26 protein-coding genes and 2 pseudogenes are annotated in these 26,686 nt (G+C 64.9%); 18 read left to right on the plus strand and 10 right to left on the minus strand.

Annotated elements, in window-relative coordinates:
• Nucleotides 1–105: 105 nt before the first annotated feature.
• Together QOU61_RS07990 and QOU61_RS07995 are read right to left on the minus strand one after the other, a co-directional pair.
• Nucleotides 106–498 (minus strand): hypothetical protein, encoded by a 393-nt coding sequence (locus QOU61_RS07990; RefSeq protein ID WP_289657567.1) that lies wholly within the window; start codon nucleotides 496–498, stop codon nucleotides 106–108.
• Nucleotides 495–1,580 (minus strand): LysR family transcriptional regulator, encoded by a 1,086-nt coding sequence (locus QOU61_RS07995; protein ID WP_289657568.1) that lies wholly within the window; start codon nucleotides 1,578–1,580, stop codon nucleotides 495–497. Before QOU61_RS07995 ends, QOU61_RS07990 begins: the two co-directional genes overlap by 4 nt.
• Nucleotides 1,581–1,652: 72 nt before the next feature.
• Here QOU61_RS07995 and QOU61_RS08000 point away from each other — a divergent pair, with 72 nt between their 5' ends.
• The 8 genes from QOU61_RS08000 (at nucleotide 1,653) to QOU61_RS08035 (ending at nucleotide 10,177) form a co-directional block, all read left to right on the plus strand.
• On the plus strand, nucleotides 1,653–2,867 hold the full coding sequence (locus tag QOU61_RS08000; RefSeq protein WP_289657569.1) for a GNAT family N-acetyltransferase: 1,215 nt from the start codon (nucleotides 1,653–1,655) through the stop codon (nucleotides 2,865–2,867).
• Nucleotides 2,864–3,457 (plus strand): isochorismatase family protein, encoded by a 594-nt coding sequence (locus tag QOU61_RS08005; RefSeq protein ID WP_289657570.1) that lies wholly within the window; start codon nucleotides 2,864–2,866, stop codon nucleotides 3,455–3,457. The genes QOU61_RS08000 and QOU61_RS08005 overlap by 4 nt, the downstream gene beginning before the upstream one ends.
• On the plus strand, nucleotides 3,444–3,662 hold the full coding sequence (locus QOU61_RS08010) for a hypothetical protein (RefSeq protein ID WP_289657571.1): 219 nt from the start codon (nucleotides 3,444–3,446) through the stop codon (nucleotides 3,660–3,662). Before QOU61_RS08005 ends, QOU61_RS08010 begins: the two co-directional genes overlap by 14 nt.
• Before the next feature lie 12 nt (nucleotides 3,663–3,674).
• A complete protein-coding gene (locus QOU61_RS08015; protein ID WP_289657572.1) occupies nucleotides 3,675–4,871 on the plus strand; it encodes an MFS transporter in 1,197 nt (398 codons plus the stop codon).
• 287 nt (nucleotides 4,872–5,158) lie between these two features.
• Nucleotides 5,159–6,451, plus strand: coding sequence for an adenylosuccinate synthase (locus tag QOU61_RS08020; protein ID WP_289657573.1), 1,293 nt, complete (start codon nucleotides 5,159–5,161; stop codon nucleotides 6,449–6,451).
• A gap of 35 nt (nucleotides 6,452–6,486) precedes the next feature.
• Nucleotides 6,487–8,154 (plus strand): hypothetical protein, encoded by a 1,668-nt coding sequence (locus QOU61_RS08025; RefSeq protein ID WP_289657574.1) that lies wholly within the window; start codon nucleotides 6,487–6,489, stop codon nucleotides 8,152–8,154.
• Between the two features lie 213 nt (nucleotides 8,155–8,367).
• Nucleotides 8,368–9,432 (plus strand): ketopantoate reductase family protein, encoded by a 1,065-nt coding sequence (locus QOU61_RS08030; protein WP_289657575.1) that lies wholly within the window; start codon nucleotides 8,368–8,370, stop codon nucleotides 9,430–9,432.
• A 145-nt stretch (nucleotides 9,433–9,577) separates the two neighbouring features.
• Entirely contained in the window at nucleotides 9,578–10,177 is a 600-nt protein-coding gene (locus QOU61_RS08035) for an inner membrane-spanning protein YciB (protein WP_289657576.1), read from the plus strand.
• 69 nt (nucleotides 10,178–10,246) lie between these two features.
• On the opposite strand, the pseudogene QOU61_RS08040 reads toward QOU61_RS08035, so the two are convergent.
• Nucleotides 10,247–11,007: pseudogene (locus QOU61_RS08040) on the minus strand (IS5 family transposase).
• A gap of 292 nt (nucleotides 11,008–11,299) precedes the next feature.
• Between QOU61_RS08040 and QOU61_RS08045 the strand changes: the two are divergent.
• The 6 genes and pseudogenes from QOU61_RS08045 to QOU61_RS08070 all read left to right on the plus strand — a co-directional run bounded on the left by QOU61_RS08045 (nucleotide 11,300) and on the right by QOU61_RS08070 (nucleotide 19,364).
• Nucleotides 11,300–13,678, plus strand: a complete 2,379-nt coding sequence (locus QOU61_RS08045; RefSeq protein WP_289657577.1) for a DUF3604 domain-containing protein — start codon at nucleotides 11,300–11,302, stop codon at nucleotides 13,676–13,678.
• A 10-nt stretch (nucleotides 13,679–13,688) separates the two neighbouring features.
• A complete protein-coding gene (locus tag QOU61_RS08050; protein ID WP_289657578.1) occupies nucleotides 13,689–14,822 on the plus strand; it encodes a hypothetical protein in 1,134 nt (377 codons plus the stop codon).
• A 134-nt stretch (nucleotides 14,823–14,956) separates the two neighbouring features.
• Nucleotides 14,957–15,850 (plus strand): peptidylprolyl isomerase, encoded by an 894-nt coding sequence (locus QOU61_RS08055; RefSeq protein WP_354142519.1) that lies wholly within the window; start codon nucleotides 14,957–14,959, stop codon nucleotides 15,848–15,850.
• An 11-nt stretch (nucleotides 15,851–15,861) separates the two neighbouring features.
• Nucleotides 15,862–16,878, plus strand: coding sequence for a HupE/UreJ family protein (locus QOU61_RS08060; protein WP_289657579.1), 1,017 nt, complete (start codon nucleotides 15,862–15,864; stop codon nucleotides 16,876–16,878).
• A 695-nt stretch (nucleotides 16,879–17,573) separates the two neighbouring features.
• Nucleotides 17,574–18,601: pseudogene (locus tag QOU61_RS08065) on the plus strand (IS110 family RNA-guided transposase).
• Nucleotides 18,602–19,064: 463 nt separating this feature from the next.
• Complete coding sequence (locus tag QOU61_RS08070; RefSeq protein WP_289657580.1) at nucleotides 19,065–19,364, plus strand: septal ring lytic transglycosylase RlpA family protein; 300 nt, start codon at nucleotides 19,065–19,067, stop codon at nucleotides 19,362–19,364.
• Nucleotides 19,365–19,384: 20 nt separating this feature from the next.
• Here QOU61_RS08070 and QOU61_RS08075 read toward each other — a convergent pair whose 3' ends face one another.
• Nucleotides 19,385–19,621: a hypothetical protein gene (locus tag QOU61_RS08075; RefSeq protein ID WP_289657581.1), complete on the minus strand. Its 237-nt coding sequence runs from the start codon at nucleotides 19,619–19,621 to the stop codon at nucleotides 19,385–19,387.
• Nucleotides 19,622–19,665: 44 nt separating this feature from the next.
• Here QOU61_RS08075 and QOU61_RS08080 point away from each other — a divergent pair, with 44 nt between their 5' ends.
• Complete coding sequence (locus tag QOU61_RS08080) at nucleotides 19,666–20,091, plus strand: DUF5413 family protein (RefSeq protein ID WP_289657582.1); 426 nt, start codon at nucleotides 19,666–19,668, stop codon at nucleotides 20,089–20,091.
• 73 nt (nucleotides 20,092–20,164) lie between these two features.
• Here the strand turns inward: QOU61_RS08080 and QOU61_RS08085 are convergent, their stop codons facing one another.
• Together QOU61_RS08085 and QOU61_RS08090 are read right to left on the minus strand one after the other, a co-directional pair.
• On the minus strand, nucleotides 20,165–20,410 hold the full coding sequence (locus QOU61_RS08085; protein ID WP_289657583.1) for a GCG_CRPN prefix-to-repeats domain-containing protein: 246 nt from the start codon (nucleotides 20,408–20,410) through the stop codon (nucleotides 20,165–20,167).
• A 33-nt stretch (nucleotides 20,411–20,443) separates the two neighbouring features.
• Nucleotides 20,444–20,683, minus strand: a complete 240-nt coding sequence (locus tag QOU61_RS08090) for a hypothetical protein (protein ID WP_289657584.1) — start codon at nucleotides 20,681–20,683, stop codon at nucleotides 20,444–20,446.
• A 375-nt stretch (nucleotides 20,684–21,058) separates the two neighbouring features.
• Between QOU61_RS08090 and QOU61_RS08095 the strand changes: the two genes are divergently transcribed.
• Both QOU61_RS08095 and QOU61_RS08100 read left to right on the plus strand, forming a co-directional pair.
• Nucleotides 21,059–22,021, plus strand: coding sequence for an AraC family transcriptional regulator (locus tag QOU61_RS08095; protein WP_289657585.1), 963 nt, complete (start codon nucleotides 21,059–21,061; stop codon nucleotides 22,019–22,021).
• Between the two features lie 83 nt (nucleotides 22,022–22,104).
• Nucleotides 22,105–22,644 (plus strand): DUF4112 domain-containing protein, encoded by a 540-nt coding sequence (locus tag QOU61_RS08100; RefSeq protein WP_502876899.1) that lies wholly within the window; start codon nucleotides 22,105–22,107, stop codon nucleotides 22,642–22,644.
• A 92-nt stretch (nucleotides 22,645–22,736) separates the two neighbouring features.
• On the opposite strand, the gene QOU61_RS08105 is transcribed toward QOU61_RS08100, so the two are convergent.
• The 4 genes from QOU61_RS08105 to msrA all read right to left on the minus strand — a co-directional run bounded on the left by QOU61_RS08105 (nucleotide 22,737) and on the right by msrA (nucleotide 24,740).
• The gene (locus QOU61_RS08105; protein ID WP_289661372.1) at nucleotides 22,737–23,030 is read right to left on the minus strand and encodes a hypothetical protein; all 294 of its coding nucleotides are present in this window, start codon (nucleotides 23,028–23,030) and stop codon (nucleotides 22,737–22,739) included.
• Between the two features lie 216 nt (nucleotides 23,031–23,246).
• Entirely contained in the window at nucleotides 23,247–23,411 is a 165-nt protein-coding gene (locus tag QOU61_RS08110) for a DUF3309 family protein (RefSeq protein ID WP_289657586.1), read from the minus strand.
• A gap of 154 nt (nucleotides 23,412–23,565) precedes the next feature.
• A complete protein-coding gene (msrB, locus tag QOU61_RS08115; protein ID WP_289657587.1) occupies nucleotides 23,566–23,979 on the minus strand; it encodes a peptide-methionine (R)-S-oxide reductase MsrB in 414 nt (137 codons plus the stop codon).
• Nucleotides 23,980–24,032: 53 nt separating this feature from the next.
• Nucleotides 24,033–24,740: a peptide-methionine (S)-S-oxide reductase MsrA gene (gene msrA, locus QOU61_RS08120; protein ID WP_289657588.1), complete on the minus strand. Its 708-nt coding sequence runs from the start codon at nucleotides 24,738–24,740 to the stop codon at nucleotides 24,033–24,035.
• Nucleotides 24,741–24,997: 257 nt separating this feature from the next.
• Here msrA and QOU61_RS08125 point away from each other — a divergent pair, with 257 nt between their 5' ends.
• Nucleotides 24,998–26,680, plus strand: a complete 1,683-nt coding sequence (locus QOU61_RS08125) for a caspase family protein (protein ID WP_289657589.1) — start codon at nucleotides 24,998–25,000, stop codon at nucleotides 26,678–26,680.
• The last annotated feature ends 6 nt before the right edge of the window (nucleotides 26,681–26,686 follow it).

Here is a 26,686-nt window from a genome sequence, read left to right on the forward strand (position 1 = left end):
CGGATGCATCGCGACCATGCATCCGGCGGTTGTATGGGCGGGGTGTCGGCAAAGAGAACGCGATGGCGCTTGATGCCGGGCGATCGCGCCTTGGCGTCGTGCGCTTCAGCCGTTGCCGTGGCGACCGGCCTGCCGCTTCACCATCTGCTCGGCCAGCGCGATCAGCATCCGCTTGCTGCGCTGGTCTTCCAGTTCGCGGAACGCGCGCAGCAGCCGCAGGTCGAGCAGCGCTTCCAATACCGCGCCCGGCCCGCAGGCGTCCTCGACCGGCTCGCTTACGCCGGCGCCGCGCGCAGGATTGGCGGACAGGCCGAGCGTGTCGGCGAGCTGTCGCAGCCGCTCGGCCGCCACCTTGCTCGCGCCTTCGGCGCCGTCAGGCTGCGCCTGCCGGAATGCCGCGCCGAGCACTTCGGCAAGGTCGCTCTGCGACAGCCCCATCGCGAGCCACCGCGCCTTCACCAGCCGATCGATATTCCCCTCGGTCGGGTTGCCTGTCATCGCTGGGTCCCATTGGCGCGATCGGGAAAACGGACCACTTTCGGACGCGACACCTTCTTGAACCCGGCGAACAGGTTCACCAGCGGCTCGGCATCCTTGTAGGCCCGCTGCAGATCCTTCGGGTGGATGAACTCGTCGGCGAACCAGGGATATTTGTGGCCGTCGAAGGATTGCACGGTCCAGTCGATCAACTGCCGCACCCGCGCGATCTTCTTGGCGTCGGGGTGATAGGCGAGCCAGATGTCGAGGTCGAACTGCACGCCGATATCGAGCGGGATCAGCGGATCGCCGAGCGCCGGCACGTAGGTCGGCAGCCAGCCGATGCCGGCGCCCTTGGCGATCGACCACAGATGCGCGGTGGAGACGTTGTTGCGCATCGCGACGAAGCCGACCTGCTCGCGACCCGCATACTTCTCGTACATCTCCTGGGCCTTGGTCTGCTCGGCCTCCTGCATGACGATGCGATGGTTCTGCCTGATGTCGTCGGCGTCCTTCGGCATGCCGTAGATCTCGACATAGGAAGGACTGACGAACGGCATGATGTGCAGCCGGCCGAGCTTGAGCCGCTTCAGGTCGGGCTGCGTCGGTGGCTCGAGCTGGATCGCGAGATCGGCCTCGAGCCGGAGCACGTCGGCCGAGCGCATCTCGCATTTCAGGTCGACGAGAAGGCCCGGATAGGCGCGCTGGAACTCGACCAGCCGCGGCGCCAGCCAGAAGGTGCCGAGCCCCTCTGTGACCGCGATCCTGACCTCGCCGGAAAGTGCAGGCGTCGCCTGGTTGAGCGCGCAGTCGAGCCCGAAGGAGGCCTCCTCCATGCGCTTGGCCGCCTCCAGCACCTGCAACCCCTCGCGGGTCAGGCGGATGCCGTCGACATGGCGCGTCATCAGCGTGGTCTTGTAGGAGCGCTCCAGAAGCGAGATCCTCTTGGAGAGGAAATTGGCGGACATGTTGAGGCGCTCGGCCGCGGCGCGGAAACTGCCGACCCGCGCCACTTCCAGGAATATCCGGACCAGGTCCCAGTCCGCCATTCGACCCGGGGTGTGCGCACCGGTGTGCGCACCCCTGCGCTCAGGTGAGTGCATACAAAACCCCTCGTCCATTCTTTGATCATTCATTGCAGAAATAAGGCGGCTTCACAACCAAGAGACGACGACATGACCGCTCTCGACCTCAGCTTAATACGCAAGACGGCTGGCGGACGGACCTCGCAGGACCGGGCGCCGACCTTCTCCCTCGACCGGATGACCGCGCTGCAGCTCGCCCGGCGCACCCTCATCTTCAACGTCGATTCAGCCAGCATCGGCTCCCTCGTCGATGCCGCGCGCGAGGACATCCCGGGTCTTACGTCGAACGAGATGTTCCAGACGGTGGCCAATCACAACCCCGATACGTTCTGGGCGATCGCCCGGCGCGACCGCTTCAACATCGCAAGCCCGAAGGGCGAGGGCTTCCTTGCGGTGCTGCCGCTCACCCATGAGGGCACGCGGCGGCTGATTGATGGCCGGCTCAACACCAAGAAGCCGGAACTCTGCTATGTCGCGCGCCAGTCGGAACGGCCGGCCGGCATCTATGTCTGGGCGATCCATGCCAAGGGCATGATCGCGGCGGGCATTCCGCTGGTGCTGGAGAAATTCTCTGCTCCCCTCTACCGCGGCGTCAACATCTATTCGCGGCCCGTCACCAAGGGCGGGTTGAGGGTGCTGGAGCCGCTCGGTTTCTCGCCAGGCGCGCATTACGACGGCCTCTACACCCCGAAGCTGCAGATGTTCGACCGCGCCGCCGAGATTCCGCTGCAGCCCGCCGACCACGATCCGGTCACGGTGGAGGTGGTGCGCTCGATGGACGAGATGGCGCGCGTGATCGCGATCCGCGCCGCCATCTACATGGCCGAGCAGCACTGCCCGTTCGAGGAGGAGTTCGACGGCAACGATTTCTCCGCCACGCATCTGATCTGCCACAAGGATGGCGAGCCGGTCGGCTGCATGCGCATCCGCTACTTCGCCGACTTCGCGAAGCTCGAGCGGCTCGCGGTGCGCCATGAAGGCCGCGGCGCCGGCCTCGCCGGCCGCATCCTTGATGCTGCGATCGATCTCTGCCGCAAGAAGGGCTACAGCGTGCTCTACGCGCATTCGCAGAAGCGCTTCCTCAAGGTGTGGGAATCGCGCGGCTTCAAGCGGATGGGCAAGCGCGAGCTGGTGTTCTCGGATTTCGACTATGTCGAGGTCAAGCTCGAGACCGAGAAGCATCCGCAGAGCATCACGCTCGACGACGATCCCTATGTGTTGATCCGGCCCGAGGGCCGCTGGGACAAGCCGGGCATCCTCGAGAAATCGGCGAACCGCGGCGTTTGCCAGGCGGCGGCGCGATGAGCGAGGTGATTGACCTGAGCGCCTATGTCGGTGCCTCCAACAGTCGCCTGTTGGTGATGGTCGACCTGCAGGAGCACAATTACGAGACGCTGGCGAGAGAGCGCGGCTTCGACCTCGCTCGCTCGCTGGAAAACTGCATGGCCGCGATCACCCATGCGCGCAGCCTCGGGCTGCCGATCGCCTTCACCCGCCATGCCGAGGCCGCAGGCCTGATCGGGCGCTCGGCGGCCTGGATCGCGGGGCTCGAGCCGAAGCGCTCCGACATGGTGTTCGAGCGCGACGAGCCCTCGTGCTACGGCAACTGCCTGTTCGACGACGTCGCCTCGCGCGCCGGCGGCTTTGCGATCGGCGGCCTGATCGCGGAGGAGACCTGCCTCGCGACCGCGATCGATGCCGCCTATCGCGGCCACCAGGTGACGTTCCTGAACGATGCCTCGGTGAGCCGGCGCCGCCCGGACGTCGACGCGCGCGGGGTGCACGACGGCGCCACCCGCGCGATGGAATTGTTCGCCGGCGTCGCGACCGTCAGGCACTGGATGGTCGCGACCTCGCCGCGCAGCTTCAGAGGACAGCGGCATGGACGAGTTTAGCGCTCACCGGCTGCGCAACGTCATCCCGGTGCTGATCCAGCAGCGCAACATCATGGTGTCCGCCGGCGGCTCGCTGGCCGGCCACCTGGTCGATCTCGCCATCATGGAGCTGCGCATGACGCTGCACGACGTCTCGGAGGAGGAGCTGTCGCAATTGTCCGACATCGTGAGCGTCAGCCTCGCGGCCGGCGAGCAGGCGGACTAGAGGGGGCGCGGGATGGCAGAGCCGCGCTGGATCGTGCTGGCCATCCTGTTCGCTGCCCGCGCGGCGACCGGCTTTCAGTTCCAGTCGGTCGGCTCGTCGGCGTCTTTCCTGATGCATGATCTCGCGCTGGACTACGCGCAGATCGGGCTGTTGATCGGCGCCTACCTGCTGCCGGGCGTCGTCGTCGCCTTCCCGGCGGGCATGATCGGCCAGCGCTGTCAGGACAAGGCGATCGGCCTTGCCGGCCTCGCGCTGATGGTGGTGGCCGGCCTGGCGCTGGCGCTGTCGGGCGGCTTCTGGCCGGCGCTGGTTGCGCGCATCGCCAGCGGCATCGGCGGCACCATGGTCGTGCTGGTCGCGACCAAGATGGTCACCGACTGGTTCGATCGCCGCGAGATCGTGCTGGCGATGTCGATCCTGCAGATGAGCTGGCCGTTTGGTGCGATGGTGGCCCTGCCGATCCAGGCCATGGTCGCGCAAGTGTGGGGGTGGCCCGCAGTGATGCTGTCGGGGGCGCTCGCGGCGGCCGCCGCGCTCGGTGCTTTCGCCTTGGTTCCGGTGGCTCGCGCCGCCGAGGCGACGGCGCCGGAGCGCGGCGGCATGCCGGGCAGGGTGCTCGCGCCCGTCATCGTGATCGGCCTGGCCTGGGGCGCCATGAACCTCGCCTGCATCCTGTTTTTCAGCTATGCGCCGCTGCTGATGACGGCGCGCGGCGTCACGCCGGCGCTGGCGGCGTCGCTGACCTCGCTGTCGATCTGGTTCACGATCCTGGCGATCCCCGCCGGCGGCTATCTCGTGCACCGGCTGGGGCGGCCGATCGGCGCCACCACCGTGTGCGCGCTGGCCGGGGCCGGCGCGCTGGCGCTGTTCGCGGCGGACCGGGCACCGACGCTGGCCTGCCTCGCCTTCGGGATCGCGGTCGGCCCCCTGTCCGGGGCCATCCTGTCGCTGCCCGCGCAGGTCTTGCAGCCGGCCCAGCGCTCGGTCGGGCTCGGCATCTTCTACACCTGCTTTTACGCGCTGATGGCCATCGGGCCGTCCGCGGTCGGCCGCCTGCAGGACCACTGGCGCACGCCGGCGGCCGGGCTGGTCGCCGCCGCGGCGCTGCTCGCCGCGGTGGTGCCGCTGGCGCTTTGTTTCGCGGCGCTGGTGCAGCGCCGCCAGATCCGCGCCGTCGCCGCCAAAACCACCCTGCCGGCGGCGCCGTAACCGGCAGGGCGCCTGCCGTAACATCCCGGTTGGCCGCCGCCATCGAACCGACACAAATATTCCGGGGATATCAATGAGTTGGAGTATAGTCGGAGGGGCCCTCAAAGGCCCTTCTTGCTTGCGTCGCCGCACGCCTTCCTTTATCGGGTTGGACGTGCCTCGCATGCGGGCGGCCTTGGGCCGTGGATGGGCTGCGGCGGCAGCGTGATCCCGAAAGGTGGAGAGACGGCTTTCCGCGACGGATCATGCGCGTTTGACGCAATTGTTGCAGAGGGAATAGTTCTGGCATGGCCAATGTTGTCGTCGTCGGCGCCCAGTGGGGCGACGAAGGGAAGGGCAAGATCGTCGACTGGTTGTCCGAGCAGGCCGACATCGTCGTCCGCTTCCAGGGCGGCCACAATGCCGGCCACACGCTCGTGATCAATGGCGAGACCTACAAGCTTGCGCTGCTGCCGTCCGGCGTGCTGCGGCCGTCAAAGCTCGCGGTGATCGGCAATGGCGTCGTGTTCGATCCGCAGGCCTTCCTCGACGAGGTCACCAAGTTGAAGGGCCAGGGCGTCGCGGTCGGGCCGGACAATCTGCGCGTTGCCGAGAACGTCACGCTGATCCTCCCCTTGCATCGCGAGCTCGACGCCCTGCGCGAGTCCGGCAATGCGGTGACCGCGATCGGCACCACGCGGCGCGGCATCGGCCCTGCCTACGAGGACAAGGTCGGCCGCCGCGCGATTCGCCTGATGGACCTTGCCGACCTCGACACGCTGCCGCACAAGATCGACCGGCTGCTGGCGCATCACAATGCGCTCAGGCGCGGGCTCAACCTCGATGAGATCGACGGCGCCGGCATCCTGAAGGAATTGACCGCGCTGGCGCCAAAGCTTCTGCCCTATGCCGAGACGGTGTGGCGGCTGCTCGACATCAAGCGGCGCGAGGGCAAGCGCATCCTGTTCGAGGGTGCGCAGGGCGCGCTGCTCGACGTCGACCACGGCACCTATCCCTACGTCACCTCCTCGAACACGGTGGCGGCGCAGGCGGCGACCGGCACCGGGCTCGGGCCCGGCGGCGTCGGCTACGTGCTCGGCATCTGCAAGGCCTACACCACCCGGGTCGGCCAGGGCCCGTTCCCGACCGAGCTGACCAACGAGATCGGCGAGGAGCTCGGCCGCCGCGGCAAGGAGTTCGGCGTCAACACCGGGCGCAAGCGGCGCTGCGGCTGGTTCGACGCGGTGCTGGTGCGCCAGACCGTGCGCACCTCGGGGATCAACGGCCTGGCGCTGACCAAGCTCGACATCCTGGACGGCTTCGACGCCATCGAGGTCTGCACCGGCTATCGCCTCGACGGCAAGGAGATCGACCATCTGCCGGCCGGCGAGGGCGCGCAGGCGCGGGTGCAGCCGATCTACGAGACCATCGAGGGCTGGAAGCAGCCGACCGCCAACGCCCGTTCATGGGCGGATCTGCCGGCCCAGGCGATCAAATATGTGCGCAGAGTCGAGGAACTGGTGGGCTGTCCGATTGCATTGCTTTCCACGAGCCCCGAACGCGAGGATACTATCCTGGTCCAGAACCCGTTCGAGGCTTAACGAGATATTACCTGAGAACGCGTAGTTGAGTCGAAATGGCTGATTACTACCCGCTGATCGCCCGTGCCATTGCCGGGCTCGATCCCAACGCCTCCGGCGAGAGCCGGCGCGCGTTGTATGAGCGGGCGCGTGCGGCCCTGATCGCGCAACTGCGCAGCGTGCAGCCGCCGCTGTCCGAATCCGAGATCACCCGCGAGCGGCTGTCGCTGGAAGAAGCCGTGCGCAAGGTGGAATCGGAAGCCGCCCAGCGCGCCCGCGACGCGCGATCCGGCGGCGGCGCCGCGCGCGGCGGCGACGCCTTCCGCCGCGCCAATGTGCGCCCCGCCGACGGCGCAGCGCCGTCCACGCCCGCGGCGCGGCCGCGCCCGCCGGCCTCGCCGGCAGCACCGCCATCGCGCGAGCCGCGTCCGCCGCTCGGCCAGGAAGAACGTGGACCAGAGCGCGGACCCGAGCGTGGGCCGGATCGTAGCAACGACCGCAATGGCGATCGCGCCGCTGCGCGCCCGCCGCGCGACTTCCGCCCCGAAGGTGCGCCGCCTGCTATGCGGCCGCCGCCGGCCCAGCCGCAGATCGGCATGGAGGAGCCGCTGCTGCCGCCGCCGGCCCGCGAGCGGCCTGCCGGAGGACGCCGCAACGAGGGCGCGCCGCCACCCTTGCCGCCGGCGCCGGGCGTGCGCGGTTTTCGCGACATCACCGCTGACGCCGACGACCTCGGCCGCGCCGCCGCGCAGGCCAACCGCGCCGCCCGCCGCACCTACGCCAACGTGCCGTCGCCTTCGCCGGAGTTCGACCGGCTCGAGCCGAGCATGGAGGACCGGGCCGGCGAGTCGGACTCGCCTTTCGGCTACGACGAGCAGATGGACGCGCCGCCGCCGTTGCCGCCGGCGCCGCGCGCGCGTATCGGCCGCGACGCCGACCGCGAGCCGAAGAAGCGCGCCCGCGCGGCCGCGGTGTTCCCGTTCAAGAGCGCGATCGCGATCGGCATCGTCCTGATCCTGGTCGGCGCCGCCATCCTGTGGGGCCGCTCAGCGGTCTCGACCGTGAGCGGCCTGTTCAAGTCGCAGCCCGTGGTCGAGGCGCCGAAGGACGCGGCGACGCCGCTGTCGAAGCCGAAGATCCCGGATCGCGTCGGCCAGCCTTCGTCGACCGAGCAGGTCGCGCCGGTCGCGCAGCGCGTCGTGCTGTATGACGAGGATCCCTCCGATCCCAAGGGCAAGCAATATGTCGGCTCGGTGATCTGGCGCACCGAACCGATCAAGGCGAGCGGCGGCCAGGCCGGCGACATCGCGGTGCGCGCCGACATCGAGATTCCCGACCGCAAGTTCAAGATGACGATGTCGTTCCGCCGCAATACCGATTCCTCGCTGCCGGCGAGCCACACCGCGGAATTGACCTTCATCCTGCCGCCGGATTTCTCGGGCGGCGGCGTCGCCAACGTGCCGGGCATCCTGATGAAGTCGAACGAGCAGGCGCGCGGCACGCCGCTTGCCGGCCTCGCGGTCAAGGTCACCGACGGCTTCTTCCTGGTCGGCCTCTCCAATGTGGAAGCCGACCGCTCGCGCAACATCCAGCTCCTGAAGGAGCGCTCCTGGTTCGACGTGCCGCTGGTCTATGCCAACCAGCGCCGCGCCATCATCGCGATCGAGAAGGGCGCCCCGGGCGAGCGCGCCTTCAACGACGCCTTCGCGGCATGGGGGGAGTAGCGGTTTCCCCTTTGCTCGCTGCGTTTCGCGCCTCGATCTGCGTTGAACGCCGCGCTGCTGCGAAACCGGCTAATCCTCCCATGACGTAACGGCCGCTCCGCTCCTTCGCGCAGGCGGAGATTCCAAGGCGGACATTTTCAGCCTTGCGCAAGTCGGGGCGTTGAAGAAAATTGTGAAGCGATAGTTTGCGAAATAGTCTGTGAAAGAGAGAGCATGGCGCGCAACATCCTGATCCTCGGAGCCTCGTACGGCTCATTGCTGGCGACGAAGCTTTTGATGGCGGGTCACAACGTGACGCTGGTCTGCCGCAAGAAGACGGCGGAGCTCATCAATCGCGACGGCACTGAGGTTCGCATCAAGCTGCGCGACGAGGCGGTGCACCGGGCGATCTTTTCGCGCAACCTGCCCGGCAAGCTCGACGCGGCGACGCCCGCGGACGTCGACCTCTCCCGCTATGACCTGGTGGGTCTCGCGATGCAGGAGCCGCAATACACCAACCACACGATCCGGGTGCTCATGATCAGGATCGCCGAGGCGAAGCTGCCTTGTCTTTCGATCATGAACATGCCGCCCTTGCCTTATCTCAAGCGGATCGCTGCGCTGGCCGACATGGACCTCGAGGAGGCCTACACCAACGCCCAGGTATGGGAACGCTTCGAGCCGGGACTGGTGTCGCTCTGCTCGCCTGATCCGCAGGCGTTCCGTCCGCCGGAAGAGGCGGCGAATGTGCTTCATGTCGGCCTGCCGACAAACTTCAAGGCGGCGGCATTTGCCGACGAGCAACATAACAGGTTGCTTCGGGAGCTCGAGGCGGACATCGACGCGGTGAAGCTCGATGGCCAGGACGTTCCGGTGAAGCTCAAGGTGTTCGATTCGCTGTTCGTCCCGCTCGCCAAATGGTCGATGCTTCTGACCGGGAATTACCGCTGCATCACGCCGCACGAGCCGCAGTCGATCCGCGACGCCGTGCACCAGGAGCTGACGCTCTCGCGATCGATCTATGACCATGTCGACGCCATCGCCCGGCGTCTGGGGGCCGACCCCGGGGACCAGGTGCCTTTCGAGAAATACGCCAAGGCGGCGGAAAGCCTGCTCAAGCCCTCGTCGGCGGCCCGTGCGGTGGCCGGTGGCGCGCCCTTCATCGAGCGGGTCGACCTCCTGGTGAAGCTGATCTCGCATCAGCTCGGCATGCCCAACGCCGAGATCGATCGCACGGTCGAGACCGTCGATCAGAAGCTGAACGAGAGGATCGTGGCGGGCGGCTCGGGCGCGCAGTGACGGCGCGACGGCCGATCCTATTGGTCCGCGATTTTTACAGCTTGCTACCGTCCCGGAGATCATTGGCGCGTCTCGTCTCCCGCGCAACGTCATCGAAAACTTGTGCCACGCTTGCGCTGCCAACCGGAGCGGAGCTCAACGGCCAATGAGAGATTTCCTCAACGCGGCCAAACTACTGCTCCTCGACCTGGCGTCGACAATTCTCTTTCTCGTTCTGTTTCTCCTGACGCACAACACAATCCTCTCGGTTAGCTTCGGCATGGCGCTGGGCCTGGCGCAGATCGGGACCCAGTTCGTCCGTCGAAAACCGATTGACACCATGGAGTGGCTGAGCCTCCTTCTGGTCGTCGCTACAGGCACCGCGACGCTGCTTACCGACGATCCGCGCTTCGTGCTGTTCAAGCCAACCGTGATTTATTCGATCGTCGGTGTCGTGATGCTCAAGCCTGGCTGGATGAATCGCTATTTACCGGACATCGCAAGGACGGTCGTGCCGGACGTCGCCGTGGTTTTGGGCTTCGCCTGGGCAGGCCTGATGTTCCTCTCCGCTATGGTGAATGCGTTCGTCGCGCTGACCTGCAGCGTGGCGACGTGGGCCCTGGTCATGCCGATTTTTGGCGTCGTGAGCAAGGCGATGGTCTTCCTTATCGGATTTGCTGCCATGCGCTTCATCGGCAGGCGCCGCGTGCGCGCCATGCCAGCGCTTGAACGTGATGCCCTGCTGGTCGCGACAGGACGGAAGTGACGGCGTCGCGATGACGGGCCGGTTCCGCTCAGGGTCAAAAGCGGCAACTCTCACATTGAGCAAAGCATTCTAGGGCGTGGACTCGTTAGCGCGCAGCCAAATGCGGATTGATGCCAGCTTGATGAACGCCAGATAGCTGGCGGAGAGTTTGTCGTATCGGGTCGCGACACGCCGACATTGCTTGATCTTGTTGAAGAACCGTTCGACGAGATTTTGCGCACGATACAGATACGGGCTGAAGCAGATCGGGCCTTTACGATTTCGTTTCGGCGGAATATTCGCCCATGCTCCTTGCTGGCGTGCAAGCTCCCTGATCCAGTCCGCGTCGTATCCTCGATCCGCAAGTAACATCGTTTGTGGGAGCAACGCGCGGAGGAGAACCGAACACAACCGATTGTCGTGTGCTTCACCGGGCGTGAGGGCGAGATGGACTGGCAGGCCGTTGGTGTCCACCACGGCGTGAATCTCGCTCGTCAGGCCCCCTCGTGAGCGGCCCATATCTTGATGATTGTTGTCCGCGACGCGGGCTCCGTGCTGGTGCACGCGCACGACGGAGGTATCGATCATCTGCACCGCCGCATCATGACCGGCGGCCAGCGCATCGATGATCTGGTCCCAGACGCCAGCCCGCCGCCAGCGCACGAAGCGATTGTAACAAGTGGTGCGGGGACCATAGGTTTCTGGCAGGTCGCGCCACGGCGACCTGATCGCAGAACCCAAAAGATGCCATTGACACGCGACGGTCATTTACACGCGGAAACGCCACGCGGCTTGTTCGGCAGCATCGGTTTGATGGTGGCCCATTCGCAGTCGCTGAGTTCGTAGCGCATGATTCGAGGCTCCGGTTTCGGAGCTTGAATCACATCCACGGCCGTACCATCAACCCGCAACGGCCGTCGCGGAGCCGCTAATTCTCTGAACTTACTTCCGCTTTCGGCGGCATAGCGGAGAATGCGGTCATCTTGATATTCGCTTTCAAGAGCATTGGCGTGTCTGCGCGGTCCGGATTGATGAAGGTCCTGCGAAGCTTCGCCCGGGGGCTTCGTGCCGAAATTGCATGGTGCGGGTCCGCTCAACCGGCTAATCTCGCGGCAGGGACCGTTCAATGGAAAGGACCTCGACATGCCAAGAACGACGGTTGTTGTGTTCGCTTCGGCGCTGCTCTTGGGATCCGGATCATCAGCGTTAGCCCAGGGCAACCCTCTCCGCGATGCGTATTTTGGCGAGACGCACGTCCACACCAGCTGGTCGCTGGATGCGTGGTTGTTCGGCAATCGGGTGACGGATCCCGGCGATGCCTACAAATATTTCAAGGGCGAGACCATCAAGCATCCACTCGGCTTCGACATCAAGATCGAGACGCCGCTCGACTTCGCGGGCGTCACCGATCACTCCGAATATGTCGGCGTGATGAAGTTGGCCAATGATCCCAGTTCGCCGATTAGCAAGTTGCCAGCCGCGGCGCCGCTGATCCTCAAGAACAACAGCCCAGAAGAGGTTCAAAGAGTCTACCTCTACGGCGCCAACTTGCTCGGTGGCGCGCCGGTCAAGGCGCTCGCGAGTCCCGAGATCGCGCACACGGTCTGGGAACAGAACGTCCAACTCGCGGACAAGGCCAATGAACCCGGCAAGTTCACCGCCTTCTGCAGCTATGAGTGGACATCCATGCCGAACAACATGAACCTCCACCGCAATGTCTTCTTCAAGGATTGCGCCCATGTGCCGGCGATGCCGTTCAGTTCGCTCGATTCGCCTGACCCGACCGACCTGTGGACCTGGATGGATGGCCAACGCAAGGCGGGCAACGAACTTCTCGCAATCTCGCATAACGCCAACCTCTCGGATGGCCGCATGTATCCGACCGACGTCGACCTAAAGGGACGGCCGATCGACAGAGCCTATGCAGAATCCCGGAACCGCAATGAGCCGCTCGTCGAGATCAAGCAGATCAAGGGGCAATCGGAAACCCATCCTCTGCTCTCACCCAATGACGAGTTCGCCAACTTCGAGATCCTCACTTATCTCCTCGGCGATCCAGCCGGCCGCATTCCGCATGTCATCGGCAGCTATGCCCGCCAGGCTCTAAAGGATGGGCTCGCACTCGAAGACACCAAGGGTTTCAATCCCTACAGGTTCGGTTTCGGCGCCGCGTCTGACTCGCACGACACCGGGGTGCCTTATCGCCAGGACAACTTCTTCGGGGCGCACGGTATCGCCGACGGAACCATCGAGACCCGCATGTCGGGAAATCTGTTCGCCGGCCTCGATGTGCGCAAAGAAGGCCCCGCCGGGCTCACCGGCGTGTGGGCGGAGGAGAACACCCGCGAGTCGATCTTCAACGCCATGAAGCGCAAGGAGACCTTCGCGGTCAGCGGCCCGCACATCAAGGTCCGCTTCTTTGGCGGCTGGAATTATTCCGAGACAGCGACGGCCGAGCAGCGGCGCGCGTTCTGGAAGTTCGTGCCGGAATGGATCAAGGACCGCGATTGGATCAAGGCCGCCTATGCGCAGGGCGTGCCCATGGGTGGGGACCTGACCCCCATGCCCGCGGGCGACAAGGCACCGTCATTCGCGGTGTGGGCAGTCAAGGATCCCACGTCTGGCAATCTCGACCGCATCCAGATCATCAAGGGCTGGACCAAGAGCGGTCAGAGCTTCGAGAAAGTCTTCGATGTTGCCTGGGCGGGTGACCGTGAGCCCGACAAGTGGACAGGTCGCGTGCCACCGATTGCAAGCACGGTCGACGTCGAAAAAGCCACCTACACGAACAGCAGCGGCGCCGTCGAACTGAAGACCGTGTGGACCGATCCTGAGTTCGATCCGAGCGTTCCGGCGTTCTACTACGCCCGCGTGCTCGAGATTCCGACGCCGCGCTGGACGACGATCCAGGCCGCGCAACTCGGCATCGCGCCGCCCGCCGTGGTGGCGGCAACCGTCCAGGAGCGGGCATGGAGCTCCCCGATCTGGTACAGCCCGACCGCCGAAGCGCGGAAAGTCGCCAAGGCTGGTCCCACCGTTGACGATCTCAAGAAACAGGGGGCGGTTGCCCTCAACGATGCTCAGCTGGAGGCGCTGATCGTCGACAAGTCCCCGTGGCTGCAAAACAATGTGACCGGCACGAAGTTCAAGATTACATATAGCGCGTCGGGGACTGCCAATGCCACGCAAACGCTCACGCCGATCGATCCGACGTACGTGACGTCAAAACTCGCCCAAAATCAGGGTCAGAGCCTGATCGATCACGCCGGCCGTGGCGTTGTCCAGCCGAGCGCCGTCGGCGATCCGGCGGGGGCCAGCTATCTTGGCACGCCCTCGCCCTATTACGTCAACAACGGCAAGATCGTCACCGTGATCGCCGGCACGCCGATCGAAGTCACCGCCTACAAACTGGGAGACAAGTATTACGGCGCCCGCAGCAACGAGTTCGGCTTCGCGAATTACGAGATCATCCCGGCAGTGCCCGAACTCAGTCCGTTGCCGGGTAAGCCGGTGCTGCGCTGAGGAGGCATCGATGTTGATTCGACTGCCGCGGTCTCTCGCTCCGAGGCGGCTGAAGTGTACGCTGGCCGCCTTCTTCCTCCTGATCTCTGCAGCGGCCGCAGTGGCATGCCAGCTCTGCTATGAAGCTGCTCGCCAAATGGTGACCATCGGCCAGCGCCTGGATATGGCAGATCGAGCGGTGCTGGCCGTGCCTTTCGCGGGCGCGACTCGTTTCCGGATTGTCGAGGTCGTGAAGGGCAGAGATGCCGTCGGCGATATCATCGCGGACCCGCCGACGGGCCTCGGCGAGGCAATGGCACCGGGCTCTGATCCATGCCTGCTCGTTCGCGACCCGTTTGCTTCGCAATGGACCAGTCTCGGCACCATCCGGGCTGAATATGCGGATTGGCTGCGACAACTCGCTGCAACCGCTTTGGTCAAAGGTGACCGTCCACGGCCTACCTGGCCGTCGAACATGCAGACGTCGTCCGCGCTCAGCTACGCCGGCTGGCGTCAACGTGTTGCGCTCGTTCTGCCCTACCTCGAAAACCCCGATCCGCTGGCTGCCCAGATCGCATGGGGCGAGCTGGCACGCGCCCCATATGCGATCATGGACGTTGCGAGATCGCGGATCGATGCAGCAACGGTTGTGAGCTGGCTGGGCGATCCAAGACTCGCCTCACGCCATGCCGCCTATACTCTCCTGCTTGGCTTCGTCGGCGGTCCGGCCGATGCCGCGCGGCTCGAGCAGCACATCGAGGCGGCATGGAGCTCTCACGACGCCACGAACCTCGCCGCGATGATTGGCGCGGACCTCGAATTGCGCGGGCCATCCCGCGTTGGCTGGGTCGAAGCGATGTATTTTGCCGATCGCAGCCGGACCATGCCGGAAATCGAGGCCGCCCTGCTTGCGCTCAACGTTCACGGCGATGCGAATCGTACCGTGCCCCGCCAGCGTGTGATCCAGGCGTACCGAGCTTTCATCAGGCAGCGCCCACCAATGGCCGGGTTCGTGGCGCAGCAACTGGCTGACTGGGACTATTGGGACGCCGCGACGGAATACGCGGCGCTTCTCAAGTCCAACACGATAACGGATCCGGCCTCGGAATTTGCCGTCGTCAACTATCTGCAGCGCGCCGCGTCCGCCAACGCGGCTCTTGAATAGATCCCCCATCCTGACAGGCCAACCCCATGGCACCGCAGCCGCTTGTCCGACCGCAGCCGACCTCGGAACCGCCCGAGTCAGCGCTGAATGAGTCACAGACTGGACCGAAACCGCCAACCCCTGTGCGCAGGTGGTTGCGGGAACCCCTGCTGCATTTCCTTTTTGCCGGTGCGCTGATCTTCGCGATCTATCAACTGTTGAACCCCACCGCCAACCGGACCGACCGAACCAATCAGATCGCGCTCACGAAGGACGATCTCCGCCAATTGGCGGTGCAATGGCTCGCGCAAGGTCGGCCACAGCCGACGGCTGATGAGATGCACGCCCTGATCGAGCAGCGGGTAAGCGAGGAGATTCTCTCCCGCGAAGCCGTGGCGCTTGGGCTCGACAAGGATGACGAGATCATCAAGCGCCGGTTGGCGCAGAAGATGGATTTCCTGGCAGCAGATATTGCCGCCTTGCAGGATCCCGGCGATGCCGAACTGAGAGCCTGGTACACGCAGAATTCGGATCGCTTTGCGCTTCCGCCGCGCGCGAGCTTTCGCCACCTGTACTTCTCCTTCGATCGACCTGGTGCTCGCGACAGGGCTGCCGGAATACTCGACAAGATCTCCGGTAAGCCGGCCGACGCACCTGAGGTCGCTACGGTTGCCGACCCCTTCATGTTCCAGGACTACTACGCCGAACGCGCTCCCGACCAGATCGCCAAGGAGTTTGGCCCGGGCTTCGCAAAGGCGGTGTTTCAGCTCAAGCCCGGTGCATGGCAGGGGCCGATCCAGTCGGGCTATGGCTGGCATCTCGTCTTCGTCGACGCCATCGAGCCGGGCCGGGTGCCTTTGTTCGAGGAAGTCGAGTCCGACGTCAAATCCGCGTGGCTGGATCAAAAGCAGCGCGAGATCAAACGGATTGCTTTCGAAGCGATGCGTGCGCGCTACACGGTCGTGGTCCCGCCCATCGAATCGGTCGACTTCGGGAGCCTGCGGAATCCTCAGGCGCCAATCGCGTCGACAGGCGTGTTGCCGCAGTGAGGGCGCGATCGATGCAATGGCGGCGGCTCCAGGTCGCGTTGGCGGGTCTGCTGGCGGCGCTGATGGTGCCGATGCAGCCCGCGCACGCTCACGAGGTCCGGCCGGCCTATCTGCAGATCGATGAAGCCGGGCCCGGCCGCTACCAACTGCTTTGGCGAACGCCGGTGCTTGCCGGCATGCGCTTGCCGGTCGTGCTGCGCCTCCCGGACGAGATTCACAATGTCGTCGAGCCTGTCGCGCAAGAGCTCTCAGATTCCCTTGTCGAACGCCAGGTCATTGACGTGGGTGCCCAGGGACTGGCCGGAAGGCGCATTGAGTTCGTGGGGCTTCAGGCGACGGTCACGGATGTTCTGGTGCGCGTGCAGATGCTGGATGGCACGCATTCGACTACGCTGGTGCGGCCGTCGCAGCCGTGGGTCGACATCGCGACGTCACTGGGGCCTCTCGCGGTCGCCGGCGCCTATCTGTCGCACGGCATTGAGCACATCCTGTTCGGCTTCGACCATCTTCTGTTCGTGCTCGGGCTTATTCTCATCGTGCGCAACACACGGATGCTGTTGTTGACGGTGACGGGCTTCACCGTCGCACATTCGATCACGCTCTCGCTTGCGACCTTGGGCGTTATCCACGTGCCGGGACCGCCGGTCGAGGCGTGTATTGCTCTGAGCATTCTGCTTCTGGCAAGCGAGATCCTGCGGCGGCAGCGAGGGGAACCCAGCCTGACCGCCACCTGGCCATGGGCGGTCGCGTTTACATTCGGGCTTCTGCACGGCCTCGGTTTCGCCAGCGCACTGATCGATATCGGTCTTCCACAAGGCGACGTTCCGATAGCACTGCTCGCCTTCAACATCGGCGTCGAGGTGGGACAGCTTGCTTTCATCGCCGCCGTTCTCGGCGTGATGCAGTTGGCCAAGCAATTTGGAATCCCCGACATCGTCGAATGTCGGCTGCGGACCGTCACGGCCTATGGGGTCGGCGTCGTGGCAGCGTTCTGGTTCGTTGAACGGCTGGCAGAATTTTGGGCATGAGGACGCTGCCGTAACACTTTGGCGAGCGGTCCGCTCGGCAGATTTATGGGTTCACGCCCTAGTTTGTCCTCGAAAGCGGAATCGGACTGACTGATTTGCCCGACGGGCAGTCACACAAAAATCCTGTCCAGCCCTTGCGCGAAAAATATTCTGCTTGAGCCGTCGGGCAAATCAGTGGCCTCAATCGGCCCGTCCTGCCTCCACAAGAGGGGCGTATCGCGATCGTCACGAACGTTGGGTGCGGGATGCGATGGACGCGGGTGGCGCATCAGACGAATGCGCTGCATCGCGGATGGCGAAGTCGTGTGGTCCTGATCCCCCGACGCTGGGATCAAGTTTGCGAAACGACAATTCGCAAATGACGGTGGCAACAAAGCCCGGTCACCGGGGAGAGCACGAAGGAAACCGTTAAAACCATTCGCGCAGGGAAGGCCGGCATGATCCCGGTCAAGCCTGTGGTGACTAACTCGTGTGCTTTCTACTTTCGCACGCGAGGCTGCGGGTGCGACCAGCATCCGGCTTTCCCTGCGCCCTCTGTTCTCTCGAGGGTGAACGCTTTGCAAAGCCCCGGGCGTTTTCGCGCGGCGGGAATGCGAAGTTCTGTGCGCTGTTTGATGGGGTGGACGGCCCCCGCTCACGGCATCGATGTGCCAAAACGTGGTCGTTGGTGAACGCCACAAGGAGAGGAGCCGTCCATGGGCGAGGTTAGCACGGTTGGTTTGGATTTGGCGAAGCATGTCTTTCAGGTGCATGGAGTGGACGAGCAGGACAATGTCGTGATGCGCAAGCCGTTGCGGCGGAGTGCGGTGTTGAGTTCTTCGCAGAGCTTTCGCCCTGCACGGTCGGGATCGAGGCCTGTTCAACCGCGCATTACTGGGCGCGGGAACTCACGGCGCTGGGGCACACTGTGAGGCTGATGCCGCCAGCCTATGTGAAGCCTTATGTCAAACGCGGCAAGAACGACGCGTCCGATGCGGAAGCGATCTGCGAGGCGGTGATGCGGCCGACCATGCGCTTTGTTCCGGTGAAGTCCGCCGAGCAACAGGCGAACGCGATGATCTACAAGGTGCGGGAGCTTCTGGTGCGGCAGCGCACGCAGCTGATCAATGCGCTGCGCAGCCACCTTGCGGAGATGGGCATCGTGGCCGCAAAGGGGCCAGGCAAGCTCGACGATCTGATCGCGATCGTATGCGACCAGGATGATAGCCGTCTGCCGCCGCCCGCACGGCAGGCCTTGCAAGAACTGGCGGAACAGATCGCAGCTTTGGACGCACGGATCGAACCACTGCAACAGGAGATCGTCTCCCAGCTACGCTCGAATGAGACTGCGCGCCGGCTGACGACCATTCCAGGCGTGGGGCCGCTGATCGCGGGCGCTTTGGTCGCGATGGTGCCCGATCCCGGTGGATTCCACTCGGCGCGGCACTTTGCAACCTGGCTCGGCTTTGCGCCACGACAGAAGTCCAGCGGCGGCAAGCAACGGCTAGGATCAATCAGCAAGCAAGGCAACCGCTATCTGCGGAGCCTTTTGATCCTGGGGGCAGCGAACGCCTTGCGCCGGAAGAGCAGTTCCAGATCCGCTTGGCTCATGGCGTTGCGCGGACGTCGGCCCTTCAGGGTCGTCGCCGTGGCGTTCGCGCACAAGATCGCCCGCATCGTCTGGGCGTTGATGGTCAAAGGGGGAAGTTATCGCGCGGCCATGCCGGCCGCAGCTCTGGGCTGATCGGCGGGCCGCCGCCGACAGGGACAAGGTGCACTAAGACGCGATGAGACAGAGGGTCGAAGACCGGATGCGAGACAGCCAGGCGATTGTCAAGCGCCTCGAAGCGCGCCTGTTTGATCGGGCACTCGCGTCGCGGACTCCATCGGGGCCAGCGGCCAAATCGGCCGCCTCAAAGGCCGGACACATGACCGCAACCGTTCCCTCACCCTCAGAACGTCAAAAACACCTTGATCCGCGGGGGCCGTCCACACATGACAATCGAATCCGAATATCGCCATTCCCCGTCGTCGCGGCGAAAGTGGCGACCCTGCACCGCCACGTCGCGAACGCGGAGGCGAAGTTGTCCGCCCGTCCGAGGCCATGACTGCACGGGCCGCTTCAAGAACATCGCCGACGATGATCGCGGAACTAACTTGACGGTCGCACATTATTCGCGTGGGCAGGGCTCCAAGGGAGTACCCCAGTGCGCCCTGCGTACCTTGTTGTGCTTTACTTTCTTTCATTTGCATCGGAAGCCTTTGCCGAGGAAGGACTTGCCTCCTTCTACAGCTATGGAAAGGCTGCTCGCGCCGAGATGACGTGCGCCCACAAAACCAGGCCCTTTGGCAGTGTACTCACCGTTTCCTACGGTGGGCGCTCAATTCAATGCCGCGTGGCCGACCGAGGGCCGTTCATCAAAGGCCGCATAATCGACCTGTCCGTGAGCGCGGCACGAGCGCTCGGCATGATCAGCGCCGGCGTGGTGCGGGTATCGGTGGACTAGGGCGTACCTGACTCCCCTGGTCACTTCGCTCGCCTCCAGATCACATCGGTCAGCGCTGGAGCTTCGGTGGGGGCGGCATCCGGACGCATAACCACCGCTTTTTTTGTTCGCGCGAAGCACAAGCCGCCGTCCTCACCGATCGCGCTGTTCTGTGGTGATGGCCCCGCCTTCGTGAGGAGACATGGAGACCGCCAGGGGGGCAGCACGACGCTGCGGCGCGGCATTTCCTCACCGAGAATTAATGGTTCAAGCGTCATGCCGCGCTGCTATAAAGGGGTCGCAGGCGTTCAAGGGGTGCTGCATGAAACGCTACCTGATCTTTGCGGCGGTCGGGCCGCTGCTCGGCGGATTCTGGCTGCTGCTGACGACGACCTACCAGTCCGGCTACTGGACCGACACCAACGCCGCCGAGGTGGCAAAGCTCTTCAAGGTGTTTTTCACCACCCTGCAATACAGCTACCTGTTCGGCATCCTGCCGGCGCTGATGATCGGCGCGGTCGACGACATCCTCTTCCACGTCAAGCGGATCGGTCCGGCGCTGCGCGTGCTGCTGGTCGGAATCGTCGCATTCGTCGCGTCCGAATTGATGTATGGCTCGCGCGGGCCCGACAGCGGCGTGGTGCAGTTCGTGCTCTATGGCCTGGTCGGCTTCATCCCGGGCACCGTGTCGTCCTGGCTCACGCATAAATATGCCGAGGAGCAGCCGAAGCCCGTGACCTCGTCCTGACGGCATGAAAAACGGCGGGCTTTTGACGGCCCGCCGCGCAAGCAAATACTCTTACGTGCTGAAAAGGCGGATATCAGCGCCCGTTGCCGCGGCAGCCGCCGTAAGGCCCGACGTGATAGCCGCGCGGACAGGCATGCGCCGCCGGATTGGCGTAGTTGCGCAGGCAGCCGCCATAGGGACCGCGGTGCCAGCCCGGACCACAGCCGCCGGCAATGCGGACGACGTTGCCGTCCGGCGTCGTGGCCGGCGCGATCGGCAGCGCCTCTGCACTTCCGATCATGGTGCCGAGCAGCAATGCGGCGGCGAGCATCTTCTTCATGGATCGTTTCTCCCTTTCCCAGCGTTTAAAAAATCAGCCGCCGGCAAAGGCGATGCCGGCGCGCACCTCGCCGATGGCCTGATCGATCAGCCCGAGCGCGCGTTCGCGGTGGCCGCCCTTGTTCGGGGTTGCGGCGGCAAGCTCGGCGCGGGCCGATTGCAGCAGCGTGATGGTCTCGGTCATGTGCGGCTGCGCGCCGATCGCGTAGCCGACGCCGATGCTGGCGGCGATGGCCGCCCCAAGCGCGAGCCTGCGGGTGAAGTAGGTCTTCATCTCTGGTCGTCTCCTCTGCAATGATCCGGAAGGCTGTCGCCTGCCGGCGAGGGCCCCATGGCGACCGCCGGCGCTTTCGGTAGAGGAGACGGCTGTTCGCGTCTTGGACTGTCCGGCGCCGGAGGCCGCCGGTCTTGGACTGTCCGGCGCTCGCCTTCGCGCTGGAGGCGCGCGGCTTGCGCGCCCATCGCGTTTTCGAGCGAAGTGGGCCCACCGGTTCGCGTGAAGAAAACGCGTCAAAACTGGGAATGAGAGCACCGGCTCTGATGCAACTTCGGATTCGGGACGCTAGAGTGTGGACAAAATTCGAGACGGCCTTCGGCCCAGGCGGCGTCCGGGCAGACAGGCTCTTGCATCACCGCTGGTTTGCCTTCGATGTCCGTCGTCAAGAAACTGCTTTCAACCGACATGCTCCCGTCCGGTCTCGACGACCGTGAGCGCTACATGCGCTTTGCCGAGCTGTTCGAGTATTTCTCCAGCACCGCCGAGCTCGATCCGACCCCGGACGTGCCGTTCCGGGCCGCGATGAATTCCATCCATGTCGGCACCACCCTGCTCGGGCGCTGCGACGGCAGCTTCACGTCGATCCGGCGCGACCAGCGTCAGGTGCTCGCGACCAACGACAACCGCTACTGCCTGGCGCGCAACAGCTGCGACCACAATGGCACGATTCTCCATCGCGGCCGCGAATATGTGCTGCGGCCGAAATCGCTGACGCTGCTGCGGCTCGACGAGCCGTTCTTCAGCATCGACGGCGCCAAGGAGAAGCGCTTCACCAACGTCCACCTGCCGATGGAGACGTTGCGGGCGATGGTCCCCGGCATCGACGACATGGTCGGCCGCGAGCTCGAGCCGGGCGGCGCGCTGTCGCTCGCGATGGACTACAGCGACCTGTTGTTGCGCCATCCCGGCGCGGTCGACGAGGCCGGCTTCGCCATCGCCGCGCATCTGATGGATCTCGCCGCGCTCGGGCTCGGGGCCCGCGGCGATCTCGCGCGTGCCGCCGAGCGCCGCGGCGTCCGCGCGGTGCGCCTCAAGGCGGTGCTGATGATCCTGGAAAGACGGTTCGGCGAGCCGGATTTCTCCGCGCAGAAGCTTGCCGCCGCCGCCGGGCTGTCGGAGCGCTACGTCAACGAGCTGCTCTACGAAGCGGGCGCGAGCTTCACGGTGCGGCTCACCGAATTGCGGCTGCGCAAGGCCGCCGACATGCTGGCGCGCGATGCCGAGCGTCGGATCAGCGACATCGCCTTCGACTGCGGCTTCAACGACCTGTCGTATTTCAATCGCTGCTTTCGCCGCCGCTTCGGGCTGACGCCGACCGCCGCCCGTGGTCGCTGACGGGCCGGTGATGCGCGCTGGTATCGCGGCCTCGGCCGCGGCGGCGTGACGCAACTTGCGCTCGCCTTGCGCATTCCCATCTGATGGGCATGCACGACCGCACCATGAAAGCAGGCGAGGCTCCGCGTTCCGGCCGCGCGTCCCGCGCCGGTTTCGGCGCGTCCGAGGCGCGAGGTCCGATCATCGACCAGGAAGGCCGCGAAATCCCGCCGGAATCGCTGCACGACGGATTTCGGGAATTTCGCTTCGATTTCGCCAACCCCTTCAGCGAAAGGTTGACGCGCGAGGAAAGGCTGGTGCGGCTCGAGGCCATCGCGCGGCTGCTCGATGTCGCCTTTATCGTGCCGGGCACCAAGATCCGTTACGGCATCGACGGCCTGATCGGGCTGATCCCGGTGGTCGGCGACATCATCACCACGGCGATCTCGCTGTGGCTGGTGCGCGAGGCGCGTGCGCTCGGCGCGCCTTGGCACATCACGGCGCGGATGCTGGGCAATGTCGCTCTGGACGGCGTCGTCGGGATGGTGCCGTTGGCCGGCGACGCGTTCGACGTTATGTTTCGCGCCAACATGCGCAACGCGCGGCTGTTGCGGCTCTGGATGGAGAAGGAGAAGCAGCGTTGAGTGGTGCAACGACCCATCAGGCCAAAAGCAAAGCGCGATGGCGGACCATCGCGCTTGGGCTTGTCTGAATTATCGGGGGATGACGCGCGTGCTTACGCCGCGTCTTTCTTGCTGCCCTCGACCGGAGCAGCCTCCACCTTGCGCGGGCGGCGCGGCAGCGGGAAGGCCTCGCTCTCATAGAGCGAGCGGATGCCCATCTGGTCGAAGCGGGCCTCCTCGACCTGCAGGTAGGCGCCGTTCAGCGAATCGGCCGGCAACTCCTCCATCGCGAAACGAACGGCTTCGGCCGCGGTGCCAAATCGCCGATAGGCAAAACCGGCACGCTTCTTCTTGCGGATGGCGGCGGGAAACAGTTCGGCGGCAGTGTTGAAGTTGAACGGACGCATGAGCGACGACCTCTTGTCTTCTTGGCGCAAGCGCGGAGTGGGTTGGAAAGCTGGCCGGCGGTTTGCGCCGCAACCGGGCGGCACGCCGAGCACGTCATTTCAGTGCCTAATATAGGCTTCTTTGACAGAATTGCGAATCCCGGGGGCCAAAATGATGAATCGGCAGCCCAGCCTCCCGACTGCGGCATATCTCTGTAATTTCAATGGCTTGCCTGGTTAAATCTTGCCCAATAGCACCAGAATCAGCAGCACAACGAGGATCACCCCGATCAGGCCCGAGCCGGAATGACCCATGCCATAGCCGGGGCCGCCGATCCGGCCGCTGAGGCTCCCCAGCAGCAGAATAATCAGGATGATGATCAGGATCGTCCCAAGGGTCATGGCACCCTCCCGCAACGCCGCAAGGCAGAGGCCCTGGCCCCCCGAGCGCCTTAGATCAAATCATATTCGCCGAATGGGTTCCATCCGGGAACCGATTTTCCAAGCAAAAGCCCGCGCGAGCGGATCGCGCGGGCTTGTCAGCCGGGCAGAGGGACTAGCGGGGCTTGAGCTTCAGCGCCGCCGAATTGATGCAGTAGCGAAGGCCGGTCGGTCCTGGGCCGTCGTTGAAGACATGGCCGAGATGGCCGCTGCATTTCGCGCACAGCACCTCGGTGCGGACCATGCCGTGGCTATGGTCGCTCTCCTCGTCGACATGGCTGTTCGCCGCCGGCTGCGTGAAGCTCGGCCAGCCGCAGCCGGAATCGAATTTGGCGTCGGAGTCGAACAGCACTTCGCCGCAGCCGGCGCAGACGTAGGAGCCCGGCCGCTGCTCATGCTCGTATTCGCCGGTGAACGGCCGCTCGGTGGCCTTCTCGCGCAGCACCGCGTACTGCATCGGCGTCAGCTCCTTGCGCCACTCGGCCTCGCTTTTCACGACCTTACCGGTCGCAGCCTTGGTGTCGGACATCGTATCTCCTGTCTGGAAGCCCGGGTCAGTGTGCGAACTTCGGATTCGGGACGCTAGTTGGTGAGCTTGGTGTTGCCCACCAGCGTCGGCTTGTCCTGATAGTTGTCGGCGAAGATCTTCTTGAGATTCTCGATCTTCGGCAGGTCGTTATAGGCAATATAGGGCTGGTTGGGGTGCAGCGTCAGGTAGTCCTGGTGGTAGCCTTCCGCCGGATAGAAGCCTTGCAGCGGGCCGACCTTGGTGACGATCGGCTTGCGGTAGACCTTGGCGGCATTGAGCTGGGCGATATAGGCATCCGCCACCTGCTTCTGCTCGTCGGAAGTGGTGAAGATCGCCGAGCGGTACTGCGTGCCGCTGTCCGGTCCCTGGCGGTTGAGCTGGGTCGGGTCATGCGCGACCGAGAAGAAGATCTGCAGGATCTTGCCATAGGAGATCTTCGCCGGGTCGTATTTGACCTGGACGGATTCCGCGTGGCCCGTGGTGCCGGTCGAGACCAAATTGTAGTCGGCGGTCGACTGGTTGCCGCCGGCATAGCCGGAAACGGCGCTGACGACGCCTGCGGTGTGCTGGAACACGCCCTGCACGCCCCAGAAGCAGCCGCCGGCCAGCACCGCGGTCTGGGTACCGCTGGACGCCTTCACATCAACGGCGGGCGGCGGGATGACCACGGCATCTTCCGCCGCCCACGCGGGCGCGAGACCCGTGATCGCAAGGCAGCCGATCGCGGCGGCAATGAGCGAGGGCAAATGGGTTCGGCGCATGGCGTATCCTCTCGGGCGGTGGGGGACATTCTAGGACGCGAAGGCGGGGCCCAACAATCGGCCTCCCGCGGTCCGGTATCCCAAGATACGGTGCGCCGGCACCGTTGTTACGGTGCGGCAGACACGACTGCGTGAAAGGCGGGCGGGGCGGCGCTCGCGTCAGGGGGATGATAGCGGAAATGACCGATCCCGGCCGCAATGAACCGCCCTTGGTGCCTGCCCGACCAATGCTGGTCGGGCAGGAGCGTTCCCGGGACATGTTTCGCGCCTTCTTGCTGTCGTTCTTCATTCCGCTGCTGCTTGTCGGGACGGCCGCTGCCGGCCCCGAGCTCGACGACGACGTCGCCGCCTGTCGCGACACGCAGAAAGAGGCCCAGGCCCGGCTCGACGCCTGCGAGCGCGTCATCGCCGCGGGCCGCGCCGCGCCGAAGGATCTCGCGCTGGCGCTGGCTGCGCGGGGCGACGCGCTGCTGCGCAAGCGCGACTACGACAAGGCGATTGCCGCCTATACCGAGGCGCTGAAGTCCGATCCGGACAATTTCCGCATCATCGACGTTCGCGGCATCGCCCATGAGAACAAGGGCGAGGACGACCTGGCCGTCGCCGACTACAACCTCGCCTTGCAGAAGCGGCCGAACTTCGCGGCCCCCTACAACAACCGCGGCACCGTCCACCTGCGCAAGGGAGCCCTGCAAAGCGCGCTCGACGACTTCAACGCCGCGATCAAATATGCGCCGAACATGTTCATCGCGCATGTCAACCGCGCCAAGGTGCTGACCTTGAACAGGGACTTCGACGGTGCGTTGGCTGACCTTGCCGAAGCCGGGCGGATCGATCCGAACTCGCCAAGCGTGCCTGCGCATCGCTGCCAGACCTATGTCGCGATGGGTAAATTCGACGACGCGATCAGCGACTGCAACGGCGTGATCGACAAGACGCCGAACTATCTCTACGCGGTGGCCAACCGCGCGGAAGCCCATATGGGCAGGGGCAATCTCGATGCGGCGCTGAAGGACTACAACGCCATCCTCGCGCGAAATCCGAACGACATCCGCGCCCATGAGGGGCGCGGCGAGCTGTTCGAAAAGCGGCGTGATCTCGAGCAGGCGCGCGCCGACTATCGTTCCGCGGCCTATGCGGTGATGCGGGTCGACGGTTACGAGATCGCGCAAATCCGCGCCAAGGCTCTCGATCGGCTCACGGCGCTGACGCCGCAGGGGCCCGGCGGAACCGCCAGAACGCGGCGCGTCGCGCTCGTGATCGGCAACGGCGCCTACAAGAACGTCCACGCGCTCGACAATCCGCCGCGCGACGCGAAGCTGATCGCGGCCGCGCTGAAGGATGTCGGCTTCCAGGTGGTCACAGTCGCGAGCGACCTCGCCCGCGACAAGTTCTTCGAGGCGCTGCGCGCTTTCGCGGCGGAAGCCGAAAAATCCGACTGGGCCGTGATCTACTATGCCGGCCATGGTTTCGAGATCGGCGGCGTCAACTATCTCGTGCCGGTCGACGCCAGGCTTGCGGCCGACAAGGACGCCGAGACCGAGGCGGTCGCGCTCGAGCAGGTGTTGGCGGCGGTCGGCGGCGCCCGGGCGCTGCGGCTCGTGATGCTCGATGCCTGCCGCGACAATCCGTTTGCGCCGACCATGCGGCACACGATCGCGCTCAAGCTGGTCGACAGGGGCTTTTCCAACATCGAGCCGAGCACCGGCTTCATGGTGGTCTACGCCGCCAAGCACGGCGAGACCGCGCTCGACGGCGAAAGCAGCAACAGCCCGTTCGCGACCGCGGTCGCGCGCGACATCCGCGAGCCGCATGTCGAGGTGCGCAAGCTGTTCGACATCGTGCGCGACGACGTCTGGAACGCGACGCGGCACGGGCAGCAGCCCTTCACCTACGGCTCGCCGCCGGGACGCGAGGATTTCTACTTCGCGGGAAAATGAGGGGCG

It is taken from the genome of Bradyrhizobium sp. NP1 (assembly GCF_030378205.1).
GTDB lineage: Bacteria > Pseudomonadota > Alphaproteobacteria > Rhizobiales > Xanthobacteraceae > Bradyrhizobium.

Coding starts and splice junctions, on each gene's coding strand:
- QOU61_RS07990 (WP_289657567.1), bottom strand. CDS start 498: ATGACAGGCAACCCGACCGAGGGGAATATCGATCGGCTGGTGAAGGCG.
- QOU61_RS07995 (WP_289657568.1), bottom strand. CDS start 1,580: ATGCACTCACCTGAGCGCAGGGGTGCGCACACCGGTGCGCACACCCCG.
- QOU61_RS08000 (WP_289657569.1), top strand. CDS start 1,653: ATGACCGCTCTCGACCTCAGCTTAATACGCAAGACGGCTGGCGGACGG.
- QOU61_RS08005 (WP_289657570.1), top strand. CDS start 2,864: ATGAGCGAGGTGATTGACCTGAGCGCCTATGTCGGTGCCTCCAACAGT.
- QOU61_RS08010 (WP_289657571.1), top strand. CDS start 3,444: ATGGACGAGTTTAGCGCTCACCGGCTGCGCAACGTCATCCCGGTGCTG.
- QOU61_RS08015 (WP_289657572.1), top strand. CDS start 3,675: ATGGCAGAGCCGCGCTGGATCGTGCTGGCCATCCTGTTCGCTGCCCGC.
- QOU61_RS08020 (WP_289657573.1), top strand. CDS start 5,159: ATGGCCAATGTTGTCGTCGTCGGCGCCCAGTGGGGCGACGAAGGGAAG.
- QOU61_RS08025 (WP_289657574.1), top strand. CDS start 6,487: ATGGCTGATTACTACCCGCTGATCGCCCGTGCCATTGCCGGGCTCGAT.
- QOU61_RS08030 (WP_289657575.1), top strand. CDS start 8,368: ATGGCGCGCAACATCCTGATCCTCGGAGCCTCGTACGGCTCATTGCTG.
- QOU61_RS08035 (WP_289657576.1), top strand. CDS start 9,578: ATGAGAGATTTCCTCAACGCGGCCAAACTACTGCTCCTCGACCTGGCG.
- QOU61_RS08045 (WP_289657577.1), top strand. CDS start 11,300: ATGCCAAGAACGACGGTTGTTGTGTTCGCTTCGGCGCTGCTCTTGGGA.
- QOU61_RS08050 (WP_289657578.1), top strand. CDS start 13,689: ATGTTGATTCGACTGCCGCGGTCTCTCGCTCCGAGGCGGCTGAAGTGT.
- QOU61_RS08060 (WP_289657579.1), top strand. CDS start 15,862: ATGCAATGGCGGCGGCTCCAGGTCGCGTTGGCGGGTCTGCTGGCGGCG.
- QOU61_RS08075 (WP_289657581.1), bottom strand. CDS start 19,621: ATGACGCTTGAACCATTAATTCTCGGTGAGGAAATGCCGCGCCGCAGC.
- QOU61_RS08080 (WP_289657582.1), top strand. CDS start 19,666: ATGAAACGCTACCTGATCTTTGCGGCGGTCGGGCCGCTGCTCGGCGGA.
- QOU61_RS08085 (WP_289657583.1), bottom strand. CDS start 20,410: ATGAAGAAGATGCTCGCCGCCGCATTGCTGCTCGGCACCATGATCGGA.
- QOU61_RS08090 (WP_289657584.1), bottom strand. CDS start 20,683: ATGAAGACCTACTTCACCCGCAGGCTCGCGCTTGGGGCGGCCATCGCC.
- QOU61_RS08095 (WP_289657585.1), top strand. CDS start 21,059: ATGTCCGTCGTCAAGAAACTGCTTTCAACCGACATGCTCCCGTCCGGT.
- QOU61_RS08100 (WP_502876899.1), top strand. CDS start 22,105: ATGGGCATGCACGACCGCACCATGAAAGCAGGCGAGGCTCCGCGTTCC.
- QOU61_RS08105 (WP_289661372.1), bottom strand. CDS start 23,030: ATGCGTCCGTTCAACTTCAACACTGCCGCCGAACTGTTTCCCGCCGCC.
- QOU61_RS08110 (WP_289657586.1), bottom strand. CDS start 23,411: ATGACCCTTGGGACGATCCTGATCATCATCCTGATTATTCTGCTGCTG.
- msrB (WP_289657587.1), bottom strand. CDS start 23,979: ATGTCCGACACCAAGGCTGCGACCGGTAAGGTCGTGAAAAGCGAGGCC.
- msrA (WP_289657588.1), bottom strand. CDS start 24,740: ATGCGCCGAACCCATTTGCCCTCGCTCATTGCCGCCGCGATCGGCTGC.
- QOU61_RS08125 (WP_289657589.1), top strand. CDS start 24,998: ATGTTTCGCGCCTTCTTGCTGTCGTTCTTCATTCCGCTGCTGCTTGTC.